The sequence below is a fragment of the Rhodanobacter glycinis genome (assembly GCF_006438785.1).
In the GTDB taxonomy this organism is placed as follows: Bacteria; Pseudomonadota; Gammaproteobacteria; order Xanthomonadales; family Rhodanobacteraceae; genus Rhodanobacter; species Rhodanobacter glycinis_A.
In genome coordinates, this window is the sequence record NZ_RCZB01000001.1 from 1,084,898 (window position 1) to 1,101,929 (window position 17,032).

At 65.1% G+C, this 17,032-nt stretch carries 12 protein-coding genes; 3 read left to right on the forward strand and 9 right to left on the reverse strand.

All coding sequences use genetic code 11. From position 1 onward, the window contains the following. Window positions 1-14: 14 nt before the first annotated feature. Entirely contained in the window at window positions 15-1,910 is a 1,896-nt protein-coding gene (prpE, locus tag EAH75_RS05295) for a propionate--CoA ligase (protein ID WP_140651166.1), read from the reverse strand. A gap of 167 nt (window positions 1,911-2,077) precedes the next feature. On the opposite strand from prpE, the gene EAH75_RS05300 reads away from it, so the two are divergent. Continuing rightward, on the forward strand, window positions 2,078-3,106 hold the full coding sequence (locus EAH75_RS05300; RefSeq protein WP_140651163.1) for a MerR family transcriptional regulator: 1,029 nt from the start codon (window positions 2,078-2,080) through the stop codon (window positions 3,104-3,106). A gap of 81 nt (window positions 3,107-3,187) precedes the next feature. Here EAH75_RS05300 and EAH75_RS05305 read toward each other — a convergent pair whose 3' ends face one another. Both EAH75_RS05305 and EAH75_RS05310 read right to left on the reverse strand, forming a co-directional pair. Continuing rightward, the gene (locus EAH75_RS05305) at window positions 3,188-4,174 is read right to left on the reverse strand and encodes a malate dehydrogenase (RefSeq protein ID WP_140651160.1); all 987 of its coding nucleotides are present in this window, start codon (window positions 4,172-4,174) and stop codon (window positions 3,188-3,190) included. A 117-nt stretch (window positions 4,175-4,291) separates the two neighbouring features. After that, complete coding sequence (locus tag EAH75_RS05310; RefSeq protein WP_140651158.1) at window positions 4,292-5,491, reverse strand: pyridoxal phosphate-dependent aminotransferase; 1,200 nt, start codon at window positions 5,489-5,491, stop codon at window positions 4,292-4,294. On the opposite strand from EAH75_RS05310, the gene EAH75_RS20140 reads away from it, so the two are divergent. Then, window positions 5,490-5,906, forward strand: a complete 417-nt coding sequence (locus EAH75_RS20140) for a GlsB/YeaQ/YmgE family stress response membrane protein (RefSeq protein WP_428993491.1) — start codon at window positions 5,490-5,492, stop codon at window positions 5,904-5,906. The genes EAH75_RS05310 and EAH75_RS20140 overlap by 2 nt on opposite strands. Before the next feature lie 52 nt (window positions 5,907-5,958). Here EAH75_RS20140 and EAH75_RS05320 read toward each other — a convergent pair whose 3' ends face one another. The 3 genes from EAH75_RS05320 to EAH75_RS05330 all read right to left on the reverse strand — a co-directional run bounded on the left by EAH75_RS05320 (window position 5,959) and on the right by EAH75_RS05330 (window position 8,979). Then, the gene (locus EAH75_RS05320) at window positions 5,959-6,393 is read right to left on the reverse strand and encodes a YidB family protein (protein WP_140651156.1); all 435 of its coding nucleotides are present in this window, start codon (window positions 6,391-6,393) and stop codon (window positions 5,959-5,961) included. A gap of 140 nt (window positions 6,394-6,533) precedes the next feature. Beyond that, window positions 6,534-7,043, reverse strand: a complete 510-nt coding sequence (locus tag EAH75_RS05325; RefSeq protein WP_140651154.1) for a peptidylprolyl isomerase — start codon at window positions 7,041-7,043, stop codon at window positions 6,534-6,536. A gap of 187 nt (window positions 7,044-7,230) precedes the next feature. Continuing rightward, entirely contained in the window at window positions 7,231-8,979 is a 1,749-nt protein-coding gene (locus EAH75_RS05330) for a 3-hydroxybutyrate oligomer hydrolase family protein (RefSeq protein WP_140804681.1), read from the reverse strand. A 218-nt stretch (window positions 8,980-9,197) separates the two neighbouring features. On the opposite strand from EAH75_RS05330, the gene EAH75_RS05335 reads away from it, so the two are divergent. Then, entirely contained in the window at window positions 9,198-9,857 is a 660-nt protein-coding gene (locus tag EAH75_RS05335; protein ID WP_140651149.1) for a response regulator transcription factor, read from the forward strand. A 239-nt stretch (window positions 9,858-10,096) separates the two neighbouring features. On the opposite strand, the gene EAH75_RS05340 is transcribed toward EAH75_RS05335, so the two are convergent. From EAH75_RS05340 to EAH75_RS05350, 3 genes are all read right to left on the reverse strand, one after another. Continuing rightward, on the reverse strand, window positions 10,097-13,405 hold the full coding sequence (locus tag EAH75_RS05340; RefSeq protein ID WP_140651146.1) for a PAS-domain containing protein: 3,309 nt from the start codon (window positions 13,403-13,405) through the stop codon (window positions 10,097-10,099). A gap of 22 nt (window positions 13,406-13,427) precedes the next feature. After that, window positions 13,428-14,465, reverse strand: a complete 1,038-nt coding sequence (locus EAH75_RS05345; RefSeq protein WP_140651144.1) for an extracellular catalytic domain type 2 short-chain-length polyhydroxyalkanoate depolymerase — start codon at window positions 14,463-14,465, stop codon at window positions 13,428-13,430. A 181-nt stretch (window positions 14,466-14,646) separates the two neighbouring features. Further along, the gene (locus EAH75_RS05350; protein ID WP_140651141.1) at window positions 14,647-16,875 is read right to left on the reverse strand and encodes a TonB-dependent receptor; all 2,229 of its coding nucleotides are present in this window, start codon (window positions 16,873-16,875) and stop codon (window positions 14,647-14,649) included. Window positions 16,876-17,032: the final 157 nt, after the last annotated feature.

A 17,032-nucleotide genomic window follows, 5' to 3' on the forward strand; every position in this document is an offset into this window, starting at 1 on the left:
CGTTTCGATGGCCCTCAACTGCCTTGATCGGGCCCACGCTCCAGCGCGCGGCGAATATCGTCAAGCGCACCCGGATCGTCCAGCGTCGACAAGTCGCCTGGATCGCGATGTTCCGCCAGCGCTTGCAGCGAGCGGCGCAGCAACTTGCCGGATCGGGTCTTCGGCAAGGCATTCACCAGGTAAACCCGTGACGGTTTCGCCAGGCCACCCAGTTGATCCACCACGCACTGCTGCATCGCCTGCGTCACCGCACCGGTGCCGTCGCCCGCGTCCTGCTTCAGCGTGACAAACACGATGGGCACCTGCCCCTTCAGCTCGTCCTTGATGCCGACCACCGCCGCCTCGGCCACCGCCGGATGGCTGGCCACCGCCTCCTCGATCTCGCGCGTGCCCAACCGATGGCCGGCCACGTTGATCACGTCGTCGGTGCGACCGAGGATGAACGTATAGCCGTCCTCGTCGCGTACCGCCCAGTCGAGCGAGCTGTACAGCAGTTCCTTGAAGTGGCTGAAATAGCTGTACACGTAACGGTCGTCGTCGCGCCATACCGTGGTCAGGCAACCCGGCGGCAAAGGCGGCTTGAACACCAGTACCCCTTTCACGCCGGCGGCGACTTCCTTGCCGGTGTTCTCGTCGATCACCTTCATCTTGTAGCCCGGCGCCGGCAGCCCGGGTGAGCCGAACCTGGTCGGTTTCAACTCCAGCCCCGGCATCAGCGTGATCGCCGGCCAGCCGGTCTCGGTCTGCCAGTAGTTGTCGATCACTGGCACCCCAAGTGCCTCGGTGATCCACTGCGCGGTCGGCTCGTCCAGCGGTTCGCCGGCGAGAAACAACCACTTCAGTTTCGACAGGTCGTACTTCTTCAGCCAGCTCTCGTCCTGCTTCTTCAGCACACGGATCGCCGTGGGCGAGGAGAACATCGTGTGCACACCGTAACGCTCGCAGAGCTGCCACCAGATGCCCGGGTCCGGCCGCGTTGGCATACCCTCGTACAGCAGCGAAGTGGCGCCGCCGATCAGCGGGCCATAGACGTTGTACGAATGCCCCACCGCCCAACCCACGTCCGACGTGGAAAACATCACCTGTCCTGGTGCGATGTCGAACACGGTGCGGATCGACAATGCCATCGCCACCGCATAGCCGCCCACGTCGCGCTGCACGCCTTTCGGCCTGCCGGTGGTGCCGGAGGTGTACAGCAGGTAGCTCGGCTCGTTCGATTCCAGCCAGGTTACCGGCACTTCGACGCCTTCGTGCGCCCTGCGCAGTTCGGCGAAATCGAGATCGCGCCCGGCCATGCGGGTCATCTGCGGATCGAGTCCACGATCGACAATCAGCACATGCGGTGGCGGCGCCGAGGACTCGTTCAATGCCGCATCCACCAGCGGCTTGTACGGAATCACCTTGCCGCCACGCATGCCCGCATCGGCAGCGATCAGCAGCTTCGGCTGCGCGTCGTCGATGCGCAGCGCCAGGTTGTGCGCGGCAAAACCGCCGAACACCACAGAGTGGATCGCACCGATCCGTGCGCACGCCAGCATCGCGAACACCGCCTCGGCCATGTTCGGCAAGTAGATCACCACCCGGTCGCCCTTACCCACGTCCAGCGACCGCAGCACGGCGGCGAACGCATTCACTTCCCAGTACAGCTCGCGATAGGTGAACTCGCGGGTGACACCCGTTTCGCTGGAAATCGCCACCAGTGCCAGCTGCTCGGCACGCTCGGCCAGGTGTCGGTCGACCGCGTTGTAGCAGAGGCTAGTGGTGCCACCGACGAACCAGCGGCGGAACGGCGGATTCGACTGGTCGAGGATCTGCTGTGGCGGCGACTCCCAGTGGATCCGCCGCGCCTGCTCGGCCCAGAATTGCTCCGGCTCGTCGATCGACTGTCGATAGAACTCCTCGTAGCGCATGCCAGCCTCCGGGTTATCGCTGTACTCCAGCCTAGACCAAGCCAGCGCATGACATCAGCGCGACCATAGTCTTAGCCCAATGCCGGGGACGGCTTCCGCAACGCTTGACCCTCACGTAACGTGAGCCCTCAGCCTATGCGGCACGCGATGCGGAAGGAGTGAGGACGATGTTGCTGACTGTGGGCGAACTGGCCAGGCGCTGCGGAATGACCGTGCGCGCATTGCATCACTACGACGCCATCGGCCTGCTCCAGCCCGCATCGCGGTCCGGTGCCGGCTACCGGCTTTATGCGCGAGCGGACATTGAACGTCTGCATCGCATCCAGGCCCTGCGCCAACTTGGCCTGTCGCTGACCGACATCGGCACTGCCCTGTCCGGACCACAACAGCCACTGGCTGACGTGGTCGACCGCCAGATCGCGCAGATCGACCGCGAACTGACCGAGGCCGCAAACCTGCGTGAGCGGCTGGTGTACCTGCGCACGCAACTGGCGAACGGACAGTCCCCTGACCTGGCCGACTGGCTGGACACGCTGGAGTTGATGACGATGTACGAGAAGTATTTTTCCCCCGAGGAACTGAAGGCCCTGCCACTGCACACCAACCCGGATGTGCAGGTGGAATGGAGTGCGCTGATCGGCGCCGTGCAATCAGCGATGGACCGTGGCGCAACCCCGGAATACGCGGACGTGCAGATGCTCGCGCTGCGCTGGATGACGATGATCGAACGCGGCACCGGGAACAACCCCGAGTTCCTCATGCGCTTGCACGCCATGAACGAGAACGAACCCGCTGCCCGCGCGCAGAGCGGCATCACGCAAGCACTGCAGGCCTTCGTGGAAGCATCGGTCGTCGCCGCGCGGCTGGCGATCTTCGCGCGCTACCTGGACGCGCACGACATGGAGCGCATGCGCGCCAACTACGGCAAGCAGATGTACGCCTGGCCGATGCTGATCGCCGATCTGCGCAAGGCCATGGATGAAAACACGCCCGCAGATGACCCGAAGGTGCAGCAGATGGCCCGGCGCTGGATGGAATTGTTCCGCGCCTACGCTGGCGACGCCCCTGCCACCCACGCACGCATCCGTGAGGCGTATGCGAAAGAACCCGACCTGCGCAGTGGCAGTTCGGTGGACGATGCGCTGCTGGGCTATGTGCGAGACGCGCTCGCCAGTCTGGCGCCGACGGCACACTGAAGTGCTGTGGACGACAGACCAACCCATAAAAGGAAGGACGGCCGGAGCCGCCCTTCCCTACTTGACTGCTGAGAGACTCGCTTACTTCTTCGCGAACAGGTGCTCGACACCCGCACGCTCTTCGCGCAGTTCCTTGTCGGTGGCATCCATGCGGCCGCGCGAGAAGTCGTTGATCGCCAGACCCTGCACGATCGTGTACTTGCCGTCCTTCACGGTCACCGGGTAGCCGTAGATCACACCCGGCGCGATACCGTAGGAACCATCGGACGGGATGCCCATCGAGACCCAGTCGCCCTCGGCGGTGCCCTGTGCCCAGTAGCGCATGTGGTCGATCGCCGCCGATGCCGCGGAAGCTGCTGACGAGGCGCCGCGCGCCTTGATGATCGCCGCGCCGCGCTGCTGCACGGTCGGGATGAAGTCGTTCTCGTACCAAGCCTGGTCGATCAGCGACATCGCGGCCTTGCCGTTGACGGTGGCGTGGTGGATGTCCGGGTACTGGGTCGAGCTGTGGTTGCCCCAGATCGTCATCTTGCGGATGTCGGTGGTATGCGCGCCGGCCTTCTCGGCCAGCTGGCTCAGCGCGCGGTTGTGGTCGAGGCGGACCATCGCGGTGAAGCAGTTCGGATCCAGATCCGGCGCGTTCTGCTGCGCGATCAGCGCATTGGTGTTGGCCGGGTTGCCGACCACCAGCACCTTTACGTCACGCTTGGCGTGCGCGTTCAGCGCCTTGCCCTGCGGGCCGAAGATCGCGCCGTTCGCTTCCAGCAGATCCTTGCGCTCCATGCCCGGACCGCGCGGACGCGCGCCGACCAGCAGTGCGTAGTCGACGTCCTTGAACGCGACGTTGACATCATCGGTGGCGACCACGCCGGCCAGCGTCGGGAACGCGCAGTCATTGAGTTCCATCACCACGCCCTGCAGCGATGGCAGCGCCGGGGTGATTTCCAGCAGGTGCAGGATCACCGGCTGATCCGGACCCAGCATGTCGCCAGCGGCAATGCGGAACAGCAAGGCATAACCGATCTGGCCGGCGGCGCCGGTAACGGCAACTCGAACGGGGGCTTTCATGGACGGTGACTCCTCAGTTGAATGTTCAGTTCTTCGTGGGCGCGGCTTCAGCCGCGATGCATTTGATGTTGCACGAAAGAGCCATCGCGGCTGAAGCCGTTCCCACAGTCAATGCAGTCAGCTCAATTCGGCGAAGAACTCGGCGATGCGTGCGAGTCCCGGCTCCAGCTGTGCGGTCGGGCAGGTGTAGGAAATGCGCAACGCACGCGGCTCGCCGAACGCCGAGCCCGGCACGCAGGCCACGCCCTTGGCTTCCAGCAGCGCGGCGCAGAACTCCACGTCATTGCCGATCTTGATGCCGTTGTGGCTCTTGCCAAACGCCACCGAAATATCCGGAAACGCATAGAACGCGCCCTGCGGCCGCGGGCAGACGACGCCGGGAATCGCGCTGAGCGCAGCGAACACGGTGTCGCGCTTGCCGGCGAACTCGGCGCACTTGGCCTTGGGAATATCCTGCGGACCGCTGAGCGCCGCCACCGCTGCTGCCGTGATCACTTCAGGCAGGCTGGTGATGTGATTGGAGTTGAGCGTGGTGATCGCTTTCGCCACCGACTCCGGTCCGGCGATCAGGCCAACGCGCCAGCCCGGCATGCCATAGGTCTTGGACACCGAATCGACGAAGATCACCCGCTCGCGCAACTCGGGCTTCGCGAACACGAAGTTATGGTAGCCAAGGCCATCGAACACCATCGAGTTGTAGATGTCGTCGGTGATCACCCAGGTATCCGGATGCTTCACCAACACTTCGGCCAGCGCGGCAATCTCCTCGCCCGTGTAGACCATGCCGGTCGGATTGGACGGGTTGTTGAACAGGAACACCTTCGGCTTGCGCGCCAACGCGGCATCAAGCTGCGCCGGGGTGAGCTTGTAGTTCTGCTCCGCACCGCAATGCATCACATTGATCTTCGCGCCGACGATATCGGCGATGTCGCGGTAGCTGGTCCAGTACGGCGCCGCGAAGCAGATCTCGTCGCCCTCGTCGAGCAGTGCCTCGGCCAGGTTGTACAACACCTGCTTGGCGCCAATGCCGATCGACAGGTTCATCCGCGTGTAGCCGTCGAAGCCGAGTGCCTCGATGTGCTTCAGGAACGCGTCCAGCAGCGCATCGGCGCCACGGTTGCTGCCGTACTGACCCGAGTCGTGCGACAAGGCTTCGCGCGCGGCGGCGTACACATGCTCGCCCGGCAGGAAGTTCGGCACACCGATCGAGAAACTGATGATGTCGCGGCCGGCAGCCTTGAGCTGCCGGGCCTTTTCGGCAATCACCATGATCGCGCTGGGTTTGGCGCGGCCGACGCGCTGGGCGAGCTGGGGCATGGGTATCTCACGCGGGGGAGGAAGCAAAGGCGGTGATTTTATCACGCCAGCAAGACCCTCGCGCTGGCTGTGGCAGCTCGCTGCAATGCCGCGGCGATCACGGCATGATGCCCACGTCTGCACAGCGGACATCGCAACTTCACGACCGAAGGAGATCCGCATGCATTGGCTTTGGGTATTCGTGATTGGATTGATTGTCGGCCTGGTGGCCAAACTGCTGATGCCGGGCAAGGACCCGGGCGGCTTCATCATCACCGCCATCATCGGCATCGCCGGCTCGCTGCTGGCGACCTGGATAGGCCAGAACGTGTTTGGCTGGTATCAGGAAGGACAATCGGCCGGGTTCATCGCGTCGGTGGTTGGCGCGATCGTGTTGCTGCTTATCTATCACCTGCTCAGGCGCAAATCGGCTTGAGCAGCTATTCCGGCGAAGCGAAACTTCGCCGGGGTTTTCATTGCAGGCTGGATCAGCTTCGCGACGTGCCACCGAGCAACTCGCCGGCCAGGCCTTCGAGCATGCCCAGATTGAAACCGCCGCCGCCCTGCCCGTCAGCCGGCACCTGGCCATCCGGCGTCAGGTGATCAACCGCATGCGGCAACACCTGCGAAAGCTTGCCGAGCAACTCGTTCGGGTCGACGCCGAGCTTGCCGGCTGCCTCCTGCACCAGCGACCCCATACCGCCGCTCTGCAGCGCCTGACCCAGTTGGTCGCCCGATACCGGCTGGTTCGCGCCGGTACCGACCCACGACTGCACCGCGCCACCGAGCCCGTGCTGCTGCAGCATGCTGATCAGGCCCTGGACACCGCCAGCCTTCTCGATCAACTGACCAGCAACGCCAATCAGCGAGCCACTACCCGCCTGCTGTCCCTGATCACCGAGCAAATCATTGAGGAATGACATGATCGTTCTCCCTGGAAGATGTGAATGAAGGTATCGCCCGTCGATCATAGGCCTGCGCCAGCAGCCCTGTCGTGACATCGGCGCACAAAAAAACCGCCGGCTGCAAACCGGCGGTTTCTTGCGAATCCAGGGCTGGAAACTCAGCCGCGCTCGTCGAGCACCGCATTCCACTCTTTCACGCGATCGGACTGCGCATTCAGCAGCGCATCGACGTCACCTTCGACGGTGACCTTCTCGATCGTGTCGCCCTGCTGGATCGTGTTGACCACGGCCATGTCAGCCGCATCGACCACTTCGCCGAACACGCTGTGCTTGCCGTCCAGCCACGGCGTGGCGCCATGGGTGATGAAGAACTGGCTGCCGTTTGTACGCGGGCCGGCGTTGGCCATCGACAGAACGCCGGGCTTGTCGTGACGCAGCGAGGCGTTGAACTCGTCTTCGAACTTGTAGCCCGGGCCGCCGCGGCCACTGCCCTCGGGGCAACCGCCCTGGACCATGAAGTCGGCGATCACGCGATGGAACGACAGCCCGTCGTAGTAGCCGCGCTTGGCCAGGTTGACGAAGTTGGCGACCGTGACCGGCGCCTTGTCTTCATGCAGGCGCAGGTGGATCGGGCCGCGGTTGGTGGTGAAGGTGACATTGATGGTCATCGCAAATCCTTGGGTTCAAAAGCTGCGCCGTGCCACGACACGGACACGAGGGTTGCCAAGAATACCCCAGCGGCAGCACCCAAGGCATGCACCGTGGTGGGAGCGGCTTCAGCCGCGGCGCTACCGAACTGATGTCAAAGGCATCGCGGCTGAAGCCGCTCCCACTGAACTTTTGCAGCACCGCTCCCTACGGCAAGCCCAGCATGCTGCGCGCCAGCGCACCCGCGCCACGCGGCTGTGCCGCCGGCGTCGGCACGTCGGTCGGCCACGTCGCGCCCTCGTACAGGTATGACCACAACCGATCCAGTGCCGCATAGCCAAACGGCAGCAGCGGCACGTGGTGTTCACCGAAACCGGGCAGGGCCAGGAACGCATCGAAGTGTTGCGCGTACGGCACTCGCCAATAATTCGGCTCGCGTCCTTCCCCACGCAGCCACGCCACATACGGCTCGGAACTGAATGCGGTGGGCAGCAGCCCGTCGCCGGCGCCATGCACGATCCACAGCGGCAGGTCGCTGCGCGGCAACCTGGCCGCAGCGGCGGCTATCGAAGCATGCAACGCCTGCGCTTCGTGATCGCCGCCAGTCCACAATGCACGCAGGCACTCCATGCCGATCAGGGTGGGATCGGTCGAGACCTGGGTGCCGCCGAACAGGCCGATGCTCTTGTCGGGTGGAATGCCCGCGCCATCCGCCCACCATCCGGCACGGGCGAAAGGGTCGGTCGCGCCTGGCAGGCCGCCGACGCCGAGCGCGGCATAGCGGAAGCCGCATGGCATGTCGGTGGCACCCCGGCGCAGATAGGACGAGGCGTAACCCGCAGCAATCACCCGCCACAGGTCGAACGCGGTGGTACTGGCCGCCGTGCTGATCGCCTCATCCGTCCAGCCCCTGGCCTGCAGATACTGGTAGCCCTGTTCCGCCTGTTCGGCGACCGTGTCACCCCGCAATTTGCCCTGCGCGCGCAGGCTGGCACAGCGCAGCAGCCACGCCGGCGGCGGCATGCCGTTCGGCATGCGGGCAAACGGTACGCCGGCGAAGCGCGCGCTGCTCAATGCACATGGCAACCAGATCGCTGCCTCGGTGGCGTAGTCGTACATCGCACGTCCGTGCCCGGTCGCGTAGACGTTCGGTTCCAGCGCCACCACGCCCGCGAAGAAATGCTCGTTGTCCAGACCAGCCGCCTGCAGCACGGCACCACCACCATTGGACAGGCCGGTCGCGATGATCTTCGTGTTCTGCGGCGTAAACGGCGCCTGATCCGGAAACGCGCGATCGAGCATGGCCAGCCCGAACTGCGCCGCCTGGATCACATGGCGGCCCCAGTCGGCCTCCGGGTTGTCGCCCGAGTGCATGTGTTTCACCGCGATACCCGCGCTCGGCGGTGCCGGCGATGGCTGGAACTCCAGCTCCGCCTCGCCGCGTTTCGCATGGCGACCGTCCAGCGCCACGCCGCTGTTGTCGGCGTAGTCGAAATAACCGGTACCGGTGCCCTTGTCGGTGTAAGCCACCGCGCAGCCGCGCGGCAGACCCCACGCACCGGCCAGCGCGATCGCGCCGTAGATGCCGCGCGAACCCGACGACGGCGCGACAACAAGGCAACGCTTCTGCTTGTCGAAGTGGTCGGGCAACTGCAGCAGCACGCGATGCGGTGCACGTGCGCCCGGGATGCGCGCAAACGCCTGGTATTCGCGACCCGGCACATCGGGTACGCCGCCATACACCGTGCCATAGCCGCCCAGCGGGCCGAGATCGGCGATGCCTTTCCAGTTGGTCTGGATCGCCCGTTGGCGCAGCTCTTCAGCGGTGGGATCCAGCGGGTTCACAAACGGCAGCGGCAAACCGGCCAGGCCGGCCAGCCCCAGCCCTGCACTCAGCAAGTCGTCGCGACCGCGATGATCGGTCACCCGTACTTCGCCGTAATCCACCTCACGCATGGCAGGTTCCTTGGTTACCGGGCTGCGGACACAAGCCGACAGCATGACTGATGCCAGCACCGGCAAGAACAGCAGCGTCGAAAGGCAGGCGGATTTCTTCATCCCGCCACCATAACAAGCCGATCGCCGCCCGCCATCGTACGAAAGTCCAGTCCGGGACCATGCCATATCGCGCCCCGAACTCGACGTGACTGCCGCCGCCGGCTAACTTCAACGGCATGCCCAACCTGCTGATCGCCGACGACCATCCGCTGTTCCGCGCCGCACTACGCCTCGCTGCCAGCGAAAGCCTGCCCGATTGCGTAGTGCGCGAGGCTGCGGACCTGCCCGGCGTACTCGCCGCGCTGGCCGCCGAACCGGACATCGACCTCGTGCTGCTCGACCTGCACATGCCCGGCAGCCAGGGCTTGTCCGGACTTGCCGCGCTGCGCGGCCAACATCCCGGTGTCGCCGTGCTGGTGGTCTCCGCCCACGACGAACCGCGCATCGTGCGCCGCGTAATCGATCACGGCGCCGCCGGCTTCATCCCCAAGAGCGCCAGCACGACCGAGATCGGCGAAGCGATCCGCAGCGTGCTCGACTGCGGCAACTGGCTGCCACCCGGCCTCGCCGACGCCGTCGCGGCATTGCCTGCCGATCCCGCCGACACCGATCTCGCCAGTCGCCTCGCCCGCCTCACCGAACAGCAATCCCGCGTGCTCGCATTGCTCGCCGAAGGCCTGCTCAACAAGCAGATCGCCGATCGGCTGACGATCCAGGAGCGCACGGTAAAGGCGCATGTCACGGCGATCTTCGAGAAGCTGAGGGTAAGGAACCGGACGCAAGCGGGGATGTTGTTGCGGTCGCTGGATTTGGGTGAGCCAGCTCGAGTTGGTTGAGCGGATCACATGGACCGTGTCGATACCCAAACGCTTGTACTTTCGAGTACTACCCGATGATGGGTATCGGCTGTGATTAGTAATGTCCGCTTTCGACGGCGGTCTCAACCGGTCGATGCAACAGCTTGGTGAAACCGCTCAGCCGGTGTTTCGAAGCGAGTTTTTCAACACTATCGTATCGGCCGATAGCGAACGTCGCATTACTCCAATCTAATTGCCGTTGTAGTGAAAACCCCGCATCACGCCCGTATCGCTCCCACCACCACCCTCTGCAACACCTGCCGCAACGCCAGCGGCTTCAACGGCTTGTACAACACCCCCAGCCCTGCATCGAGCAAACGCTGGCGCAACTCCCCATCGCGATCCGCTGTGAGCATCACGGTCGGCACATCGGCGTGTAACTCGCGCAGCTGATGCCACACATCGAAACCGGTGTCGCCGCCGTCGAGGTGGAAATCGAGAATATGCAGATCCGGCCGCCACGGCGCCGCCAGCGCCTGCTCGGCATTGCGCGCGGCATGCACATGCCAACCCCAGCTGGTCAGCAGACTGCTCAGTGCGGCGAGTGCAGCCGGTTCGTTGTCGAGCACCAGAGCACGGCCTGCCGGCAATGACTGCTGCGCATCGGCGATGGGCGGCAGCCGTATCGCGGCACGCGCCATCGGCATGCTGAGATCAAACACGCTGCCGCGGCCAAGCCATGAGCGCAACCCGAGCGGATGTCCGAGCAATCCGGCCATGCGTTGTGCGATGGACAGACCCAAGCCGAGTCCCTGCCCGCCTGCAGCATTGCCGCGACGGAATTCCTGGAAGATCAGCTGCTGCTCGCCCGGGGCGATGCCCGGCCCGGTATCCCACACTTCCACGCGCAATTGCTGGCCTGATCGGCGCACGCCCAGCAGCACGCGTCCGTGTTCCGCATAACGCAACGCGTTCGACAGAAAGTTCTGCAGTACGCGGCGCAGCAGCTGCGGATCGGAGCGTACCCATGCACGCGTGCCGACCACGTCCAGTTGCACGCCGCGATCGAGTGCGATGGCGCGGAATTCGGCGGCGAGTGGATCGAGTACCTCGGCCAGTGGAAATGCTCGCGGCTGTGGATGCAGGCGGCCGCCTTCGAGCCGGGCCACGTCGAGCAGACCGGTGAGCAGGCCTTCGGTGGCCGCAAGCGCGCCGTTGAGATGTTGCGCAGTGGCGGCGTCGTTGCCGTGCTCGGTCAGCGAATGGGCAAACAATTGCGCTGCGTGCAGCGGCTGCATCAAGTCGTGGGTGACGGCGGCGAGGAAGCGGCTCTTCGCATCGTTCGCGGCCTGCGCCTCGGCCGAGGCCGCGGCGAGTGCACGAGTGCGCTCCTCCACGCGCAGTTCCAGCGTTTCGTTGACGCGCTTGAGCGAGTCCTCGGCCTGACGAAACGCGGTAACGTCGGTGAAGGTGGCGACGAAGCCGCCGCCGGGCATCGGGTTGCCGCGGATCTCGACGATGGTGCCGTCGGGAAAGCGTCGCTCGGACAAGTGTCGCGTGCCGGCGCGCATGTGGGTTAGCCGGCGCTGCACGCGCTGCTCCGCCTCCCCGGGGCCGAGCATGCCGGCGTCGATGTTGTAACGGGTCAGCTCGGCGACCGGACGACCGACTTGCAGCAGCTCCGGCGGATAATTGAACAGGCGTGCGTATGGCGTGTTCCATGCCACCAGGTGCAGCTCGGCATCGACCACGCAGATGCCCTGGCTCATGTTCTCCAGCGCCGCTTCCTGCACGCGCTGGTTGAAGCGCAGGTCCTGCGCCGCTTCGCCGACGATGGCGACCACTGTGTCCAGATCGTCGCGACCCTGCCGGTGCACCACTTCCAGCAGCAGGCGCGCCGAGGCGGCGCCAATCACGGCGGCCAGTTCATGCTCGACCTGGGCGACTCGCACACTGCCGGAGGGGCCGGTCGTGGGTGCGCTGTCGAACAGATGCTCGACCCGCTCGGGCGGCAGGAAGCGCGCCGCCAGCGCGCGCAGTTCGACCAGGCCGACATCGCCCACGCTGACCGCGCGCGCAGCACGGCCATAACGCGATCCGGCCACCGCGAGCATCACCACGATGTTGACCAGCAGGCTCACCACCACCGCACGACCGAGCCGGTTCCAGTCGGCCAGCCCGAGCAGGCCATCCGGCGCCAGCCAGTGCAGGCCGAACGGGCCGGCATGCAGCCACGACGGCGCGGATGGCAGCAAGGCGGGCAGCACCGCATACATCCATACCAGCGTGCCCATGGCGAGTCCGGCCATCACTGCGCGCGAACCCAGTTGCGGGCGATACACCGCGGCCAGCAGCGCCGGCGTCAATCCTGCCAGCGCGGAAAACGAGATCGCGCCGATATCGGCGAGCGCTTCGTTGCGCGCCAGTGCGCGGCTGTACGCCCACGCCAGCAGGATCACCACCAGGATCGCCACGCGCCGATGGTTCAGCAGCTCGCCGCGCAGGTCGCCATGTTCGTCGCGGCCCCAGCCGGCGCGCACGCGCAATGGAGCGATGAAGTGGTTGACCACCATCAGGCTCAACGTCAGTGTGGCGATCACCACCATGCTGGTGGCGGCACTGAGGCCGCCGAGAAACGCGATCAGCGCCAGCCCGTGTTCGCCGCGCGCCAGCGGCAGCGCCAGCACATACATGTCCGACGACACGCCGCTCGATCCCAGCCACGCGTCGCCCATCCGCGCCAGCGGCAGGATCGGCAGCGAGATCAGCAACAGGTACAGCGGAAACAGCCAGCGCGCCGTGCGCAGATTGCCGTCGCTGCGGCACTCCACGATGCCCGCATAGAACTGGTGCGGCATGGTGAACATCGCCAGTGCACCGAGCAGGATCAACGCCGGGAAGCCGCCGCTGTCCGGTGGCGGCGGCACGTTTACCGGCAGGCCCGGCGGCAGCGCGGTGAACAGCAGGGTGCCCAGCGCCAGCATCGCGCCGAGTTTGAACAGCGACTCGAACGCCATCGCCAGCACCAGCCCGCGGTTGTGCGCCATGGTCGACGCGCGCCGCGTGCCGAACAGCATCGCGAACAGCGCCATCAGCAGCGCCACGTACAACGCACTGTCCTGCCATGGATCGGATTCGGACAACTGGCCGTGGCTGAGAATGCCGTAGCTCATCGCCACAGCCTTCAGTTGCAACGCGATGTACGGCACGATACCGATCACCACCACCGCGGTGACCAGCGCCGCCAGTCCCGAGTGTCGCCCCAGCCGCACCGCGATCAGATCGGCCAGCGAACCGGCGTTGTACTCGCGCACCAGCTGCACCAGCCGGCCAAGGAATTTCAGCGCGAACAGGTAGACCAGGATCGCCCCGACAAACGTCGGCGGCAACCACCAGCCCGAGCGGCTGGCCTGGGTGACGGTGCCGTAGAACGTCCACGAGGTGCAGTGGATCGCCAGCGACAGCGCGTAGACGATCGCCCAGCGTTTTTCGAAGATGTGCGGACGCCGCTCACCGAGCAAAGCGACACCGAACAGCAGACCGAGCCAGCACAGCGCGGCGAAGGCGATGACGCCGGCGCTCAGCATGATCGGCTTCGCATGCCGTCGATCAGTACGTAGGTGGCAACCCCAGCGCGCGTACCGCGTTCACCAGCCAGCGCAACTGCACGCCGTGGCGGCTGTCGTAGTCGGCTCCGGAATATCCCCACCAGTCCCAGCATGCTTGCGGATTCAAGGGCGCGAAACTTGCGCGGGTTTGAGGATATAGCACGGCCACGTTGTAGACGTCGGCCCAGCGGTTGAAGCCGGCGTCCTTGACGAACGACTCGCCCACGGCTTCTGCGTTCTGCTTGCAGCCGTGGTACGCGACCACCACGCCGCACGGTTTACCGGCGAGGCAGGCCGGTGGCAGGTAGACGTAGCCGGTGCTGGCCATGAAGGCATCGGCGCCATCGGGGCGCAGCGCGTCCTGGTCGAACGTGCGCAGCTGGCCGTGCGCTGCGGTCGCCGCATGCGCCGGCTTGCCGAACATCTGCGCGAAAATCTCGCCCGCCGCATCGAAACCGCAGTGGCCGAGATACGGCGCGACCGATTTGTCGCAATCGTCGCCAGCGGCAGCCACCGGCAAGTTGTGCGCGAATGCACGTTGGCCATCGTCATGCACCTGCATGCCCTTCAGCCCCGGCGTGCCATCGCGCAACTGCTCGTAGAAATGTGCACCAGCCTCCGCCACCGCCGGAGCCACAAGTGCGTCGGCGCTGCCGTGCAGCAGGTAGACATGCGCGTGCGCGAGATCCTTCAGCGCTCCGATCTCGCCAGCGGCGGAACGCTTCGCGGCGCTCGCCAGCAGCGTGGCAACATCCGGTGCCGGCACGCCCTTCATGCAGCTGCCGAGCGCGACGTCCAGCTTGCCGCCGGCGCAACCGAACGGGCCACCAGCCACCAGTGCCGCATTCGGAAACAGCTCCGGATACGCCAGCTGCGCCTGGGTGGCCATGTAGGCACCGGAGGACAAACCGACCACCGCCACGCGCGCGCGATCGATCTTGAATCTCGGCAATGGCCCACCGGCATCTTTCGCACTGGCGATGCCGACGCCGACTGCCAGCACCGTACCGAAGACTTGCCGGATCCATCGATTGCCCATGTGTCCTACTCCTGAAGAGGTACTGGCTTTGACAGGGACGGCTGCAAGTCGTCGTGACACACGCCTGCAACTAGGGCGGGACGTTGGCAAAACGCAGGCCGTCAGGCTTCGCGAAATGTATGCGGCAAAGCTGCTCGGAACGCCCATGCATGAGGCCGAACGCAGGCGCGAACAGCCGCGATCAGAACGTATAGCGCGCACTGAGGGTGACCATCCGCGGGGCGCCATAGAAGCCGGTGAAAATGCCCAGCGAACCGATGTTGTAGCCGGTGGTGCGGTACGACTTGTTGGCCAGGTTGGTGCCCTGCAGGCTCAGCGTCCACGGCTGGCTGACCTGCCAGATCACGCCCGCATTCCACAGGCCGTAGGCCGGCTGCGCGATCAGCGGCGACAGCGTGGTCTCCGGATACACCAGGCTCTGATAGGTGTAATTGACTCGCGCGGTGAGGCTGCCACCGTTGGCCAGAGCGTGGGTGTTTTCCAGCGAGAGCCCGCCCGACCATTTCGGTGCGTTGGTGAACTTCTGCTGGTCGGCGACGTTCACGCCCTTGGTCAGGTACTGGGTGTACTTGGTATGCAGGTACGCAAAGTTGCCGCTGAAGGTCCACTCCTCGGTCGGCTTCCAGGCGAACTCCTCTTCCAGTCCGTCGATGTGCCCCTTGCCGGCATTGGTGAAATCGCCGAAGAAACCCTGGCTGCCGTTCGGCAAGGTGTACGAACTGAATACCGACAACTGGATGTTCGAGTAGACATTGTGAAACGCCGCGGTATTCATCATCAGGCGGTCGTCGAGGAAGGTCATCTTGCTGCCCAGCTCGAACGACTGCACTTTCTCGTCGTCGATCGGGCGGCACGAATCCGGCACGGCGACGCAGTTGGCGCGGATGTTGTAGCCGCCCGAATGGAAGCCCTCGCTGTAGCTGGCGTAGAGCTTGATCTGCGCGTTGGCGCTCCAGTCGAGCGAAACCTTCGGCGAGACATTGTTGGTCGCGTGCGATCCGCTGAAGTTCGCGACGGTGGAGACCCTCGTGCTGAAGGTTGCATCGGAGAAACCGAAGTTCTGGATCAGCGCGGTCTTGGTCTCGTGCGTGTAGCGCAGGCCGACGTCCAGGCTCCAGGCCGGGCTGAGGTCCCAGGTGAAATCGCCGTAGCCGGCGTAGCTCTTGGTGCCCATGCGCCCGCCGGTGCTGCCGTATTGCGACAGGCCCAGCGTGCTGTACGGCGGCGAGCCGAGGAAGATGTTGTGGATCTGCCCGGTGGCTGAACCGTCGAAGTAATACAGGCCGGCAACGCCATGCACGCTGCCGCCGGCGTCGTAGTTGGCCTGCAATTCCTGGCTGAACTGGTGGTCCTTGTAGATCGCGCTGACGTCGGCGATCTTTTGCGGGAGCGTGTCGAAGTCGATGTTGGTCAGGGTCGACGATCCACGCAGCGCGGTGACCGATTTGAACGACCAGTCCTGGCTGGCGATCCAGTTCAGGGTCAACGCCGTGCCATAGAGCTTGGTGTGGTTGACCTGTGCCATGCCGCCGCGGGTGTCGAAGTCGCTCGACAGCGGCGCGTAGGCCGGGTCGAGCTTGTTGGCGATCAGCATCTTGGCGCCGCGCGGGTTGGAGTTGTCGCGCACGCCATCGACCGACAGTTGCGCGTTGAAGCTGCTGGTCGGGAAGAACCCGAGCGTGGCGCGTGCCGCGTTCGTGTTCTTGTTGCCATTGCGGCTGCCGGTGAGCTGGTTCTTGCCGAAGCCATCGTTGTGCTCGCTGGCCACCGCCGCCCGCGCGCGCCACACGTGGTCGGCGCTGGCGCCGCCGAGGCTGGCCTTGACGTCCTTCTCGCCGCGCGTGCCGACCGTCACGTCGACCGAGCCTTCGCTCTTCACCGGCAGCGGATTGGAGACGTACTTGATCGCGCCGCCGATGGTGTTCTTGCCGTACAGCGTGCCTTGCGGCCCGCGCAGCACTTCGATCCGGTTGACGTCGAACACGTCGAGTACTGCGCCTTGCGGACGCGCCAGATACACATCGTCGAGATAGATGCCGACGCCCGGATCGAAGCCCCAGGTCGGGTCGGCCTGGCCGACGCCGCGGATGTAGGCGGTGAGCGTGGTGTTGGAGCCGCGGGCGGCATATATCTGCAGCGACGGCACCTTGCCCTGCAGGTCGGCCAGGTTCTGCACATTCTGCTTGAACAGCGAGGCGGCGGTGAATGCGCTGACCGCGATCGGGACATCCTGCAGGGTCTCCTCGCGCTTGCGGGCAGTCACCGTCACCTGCCCCAGTTGCTTGGCATTGGCCGGTTTGGTGGCGCCGGTATCCGTCTCGCCCGCAGCCTGCTGTTGCGCACTCAGTGGCGCAACACAGAACAGACCGAACGTAAGACCCATCGCCAGACTCAGATGCGTGCGCTTCATGACCTTCCCCTCGCAGGTGACGCAGCCATCGGTGATGGATGCTGATGCAAGCGAGCATAGACAGGCCGAGCGACCCCGGACACTTGTACCTTCGTACAGTGCACGCATCGATGGAAGCTATGGATACTCGCAGTCCATCGTATGGGCGCCGAGCGTC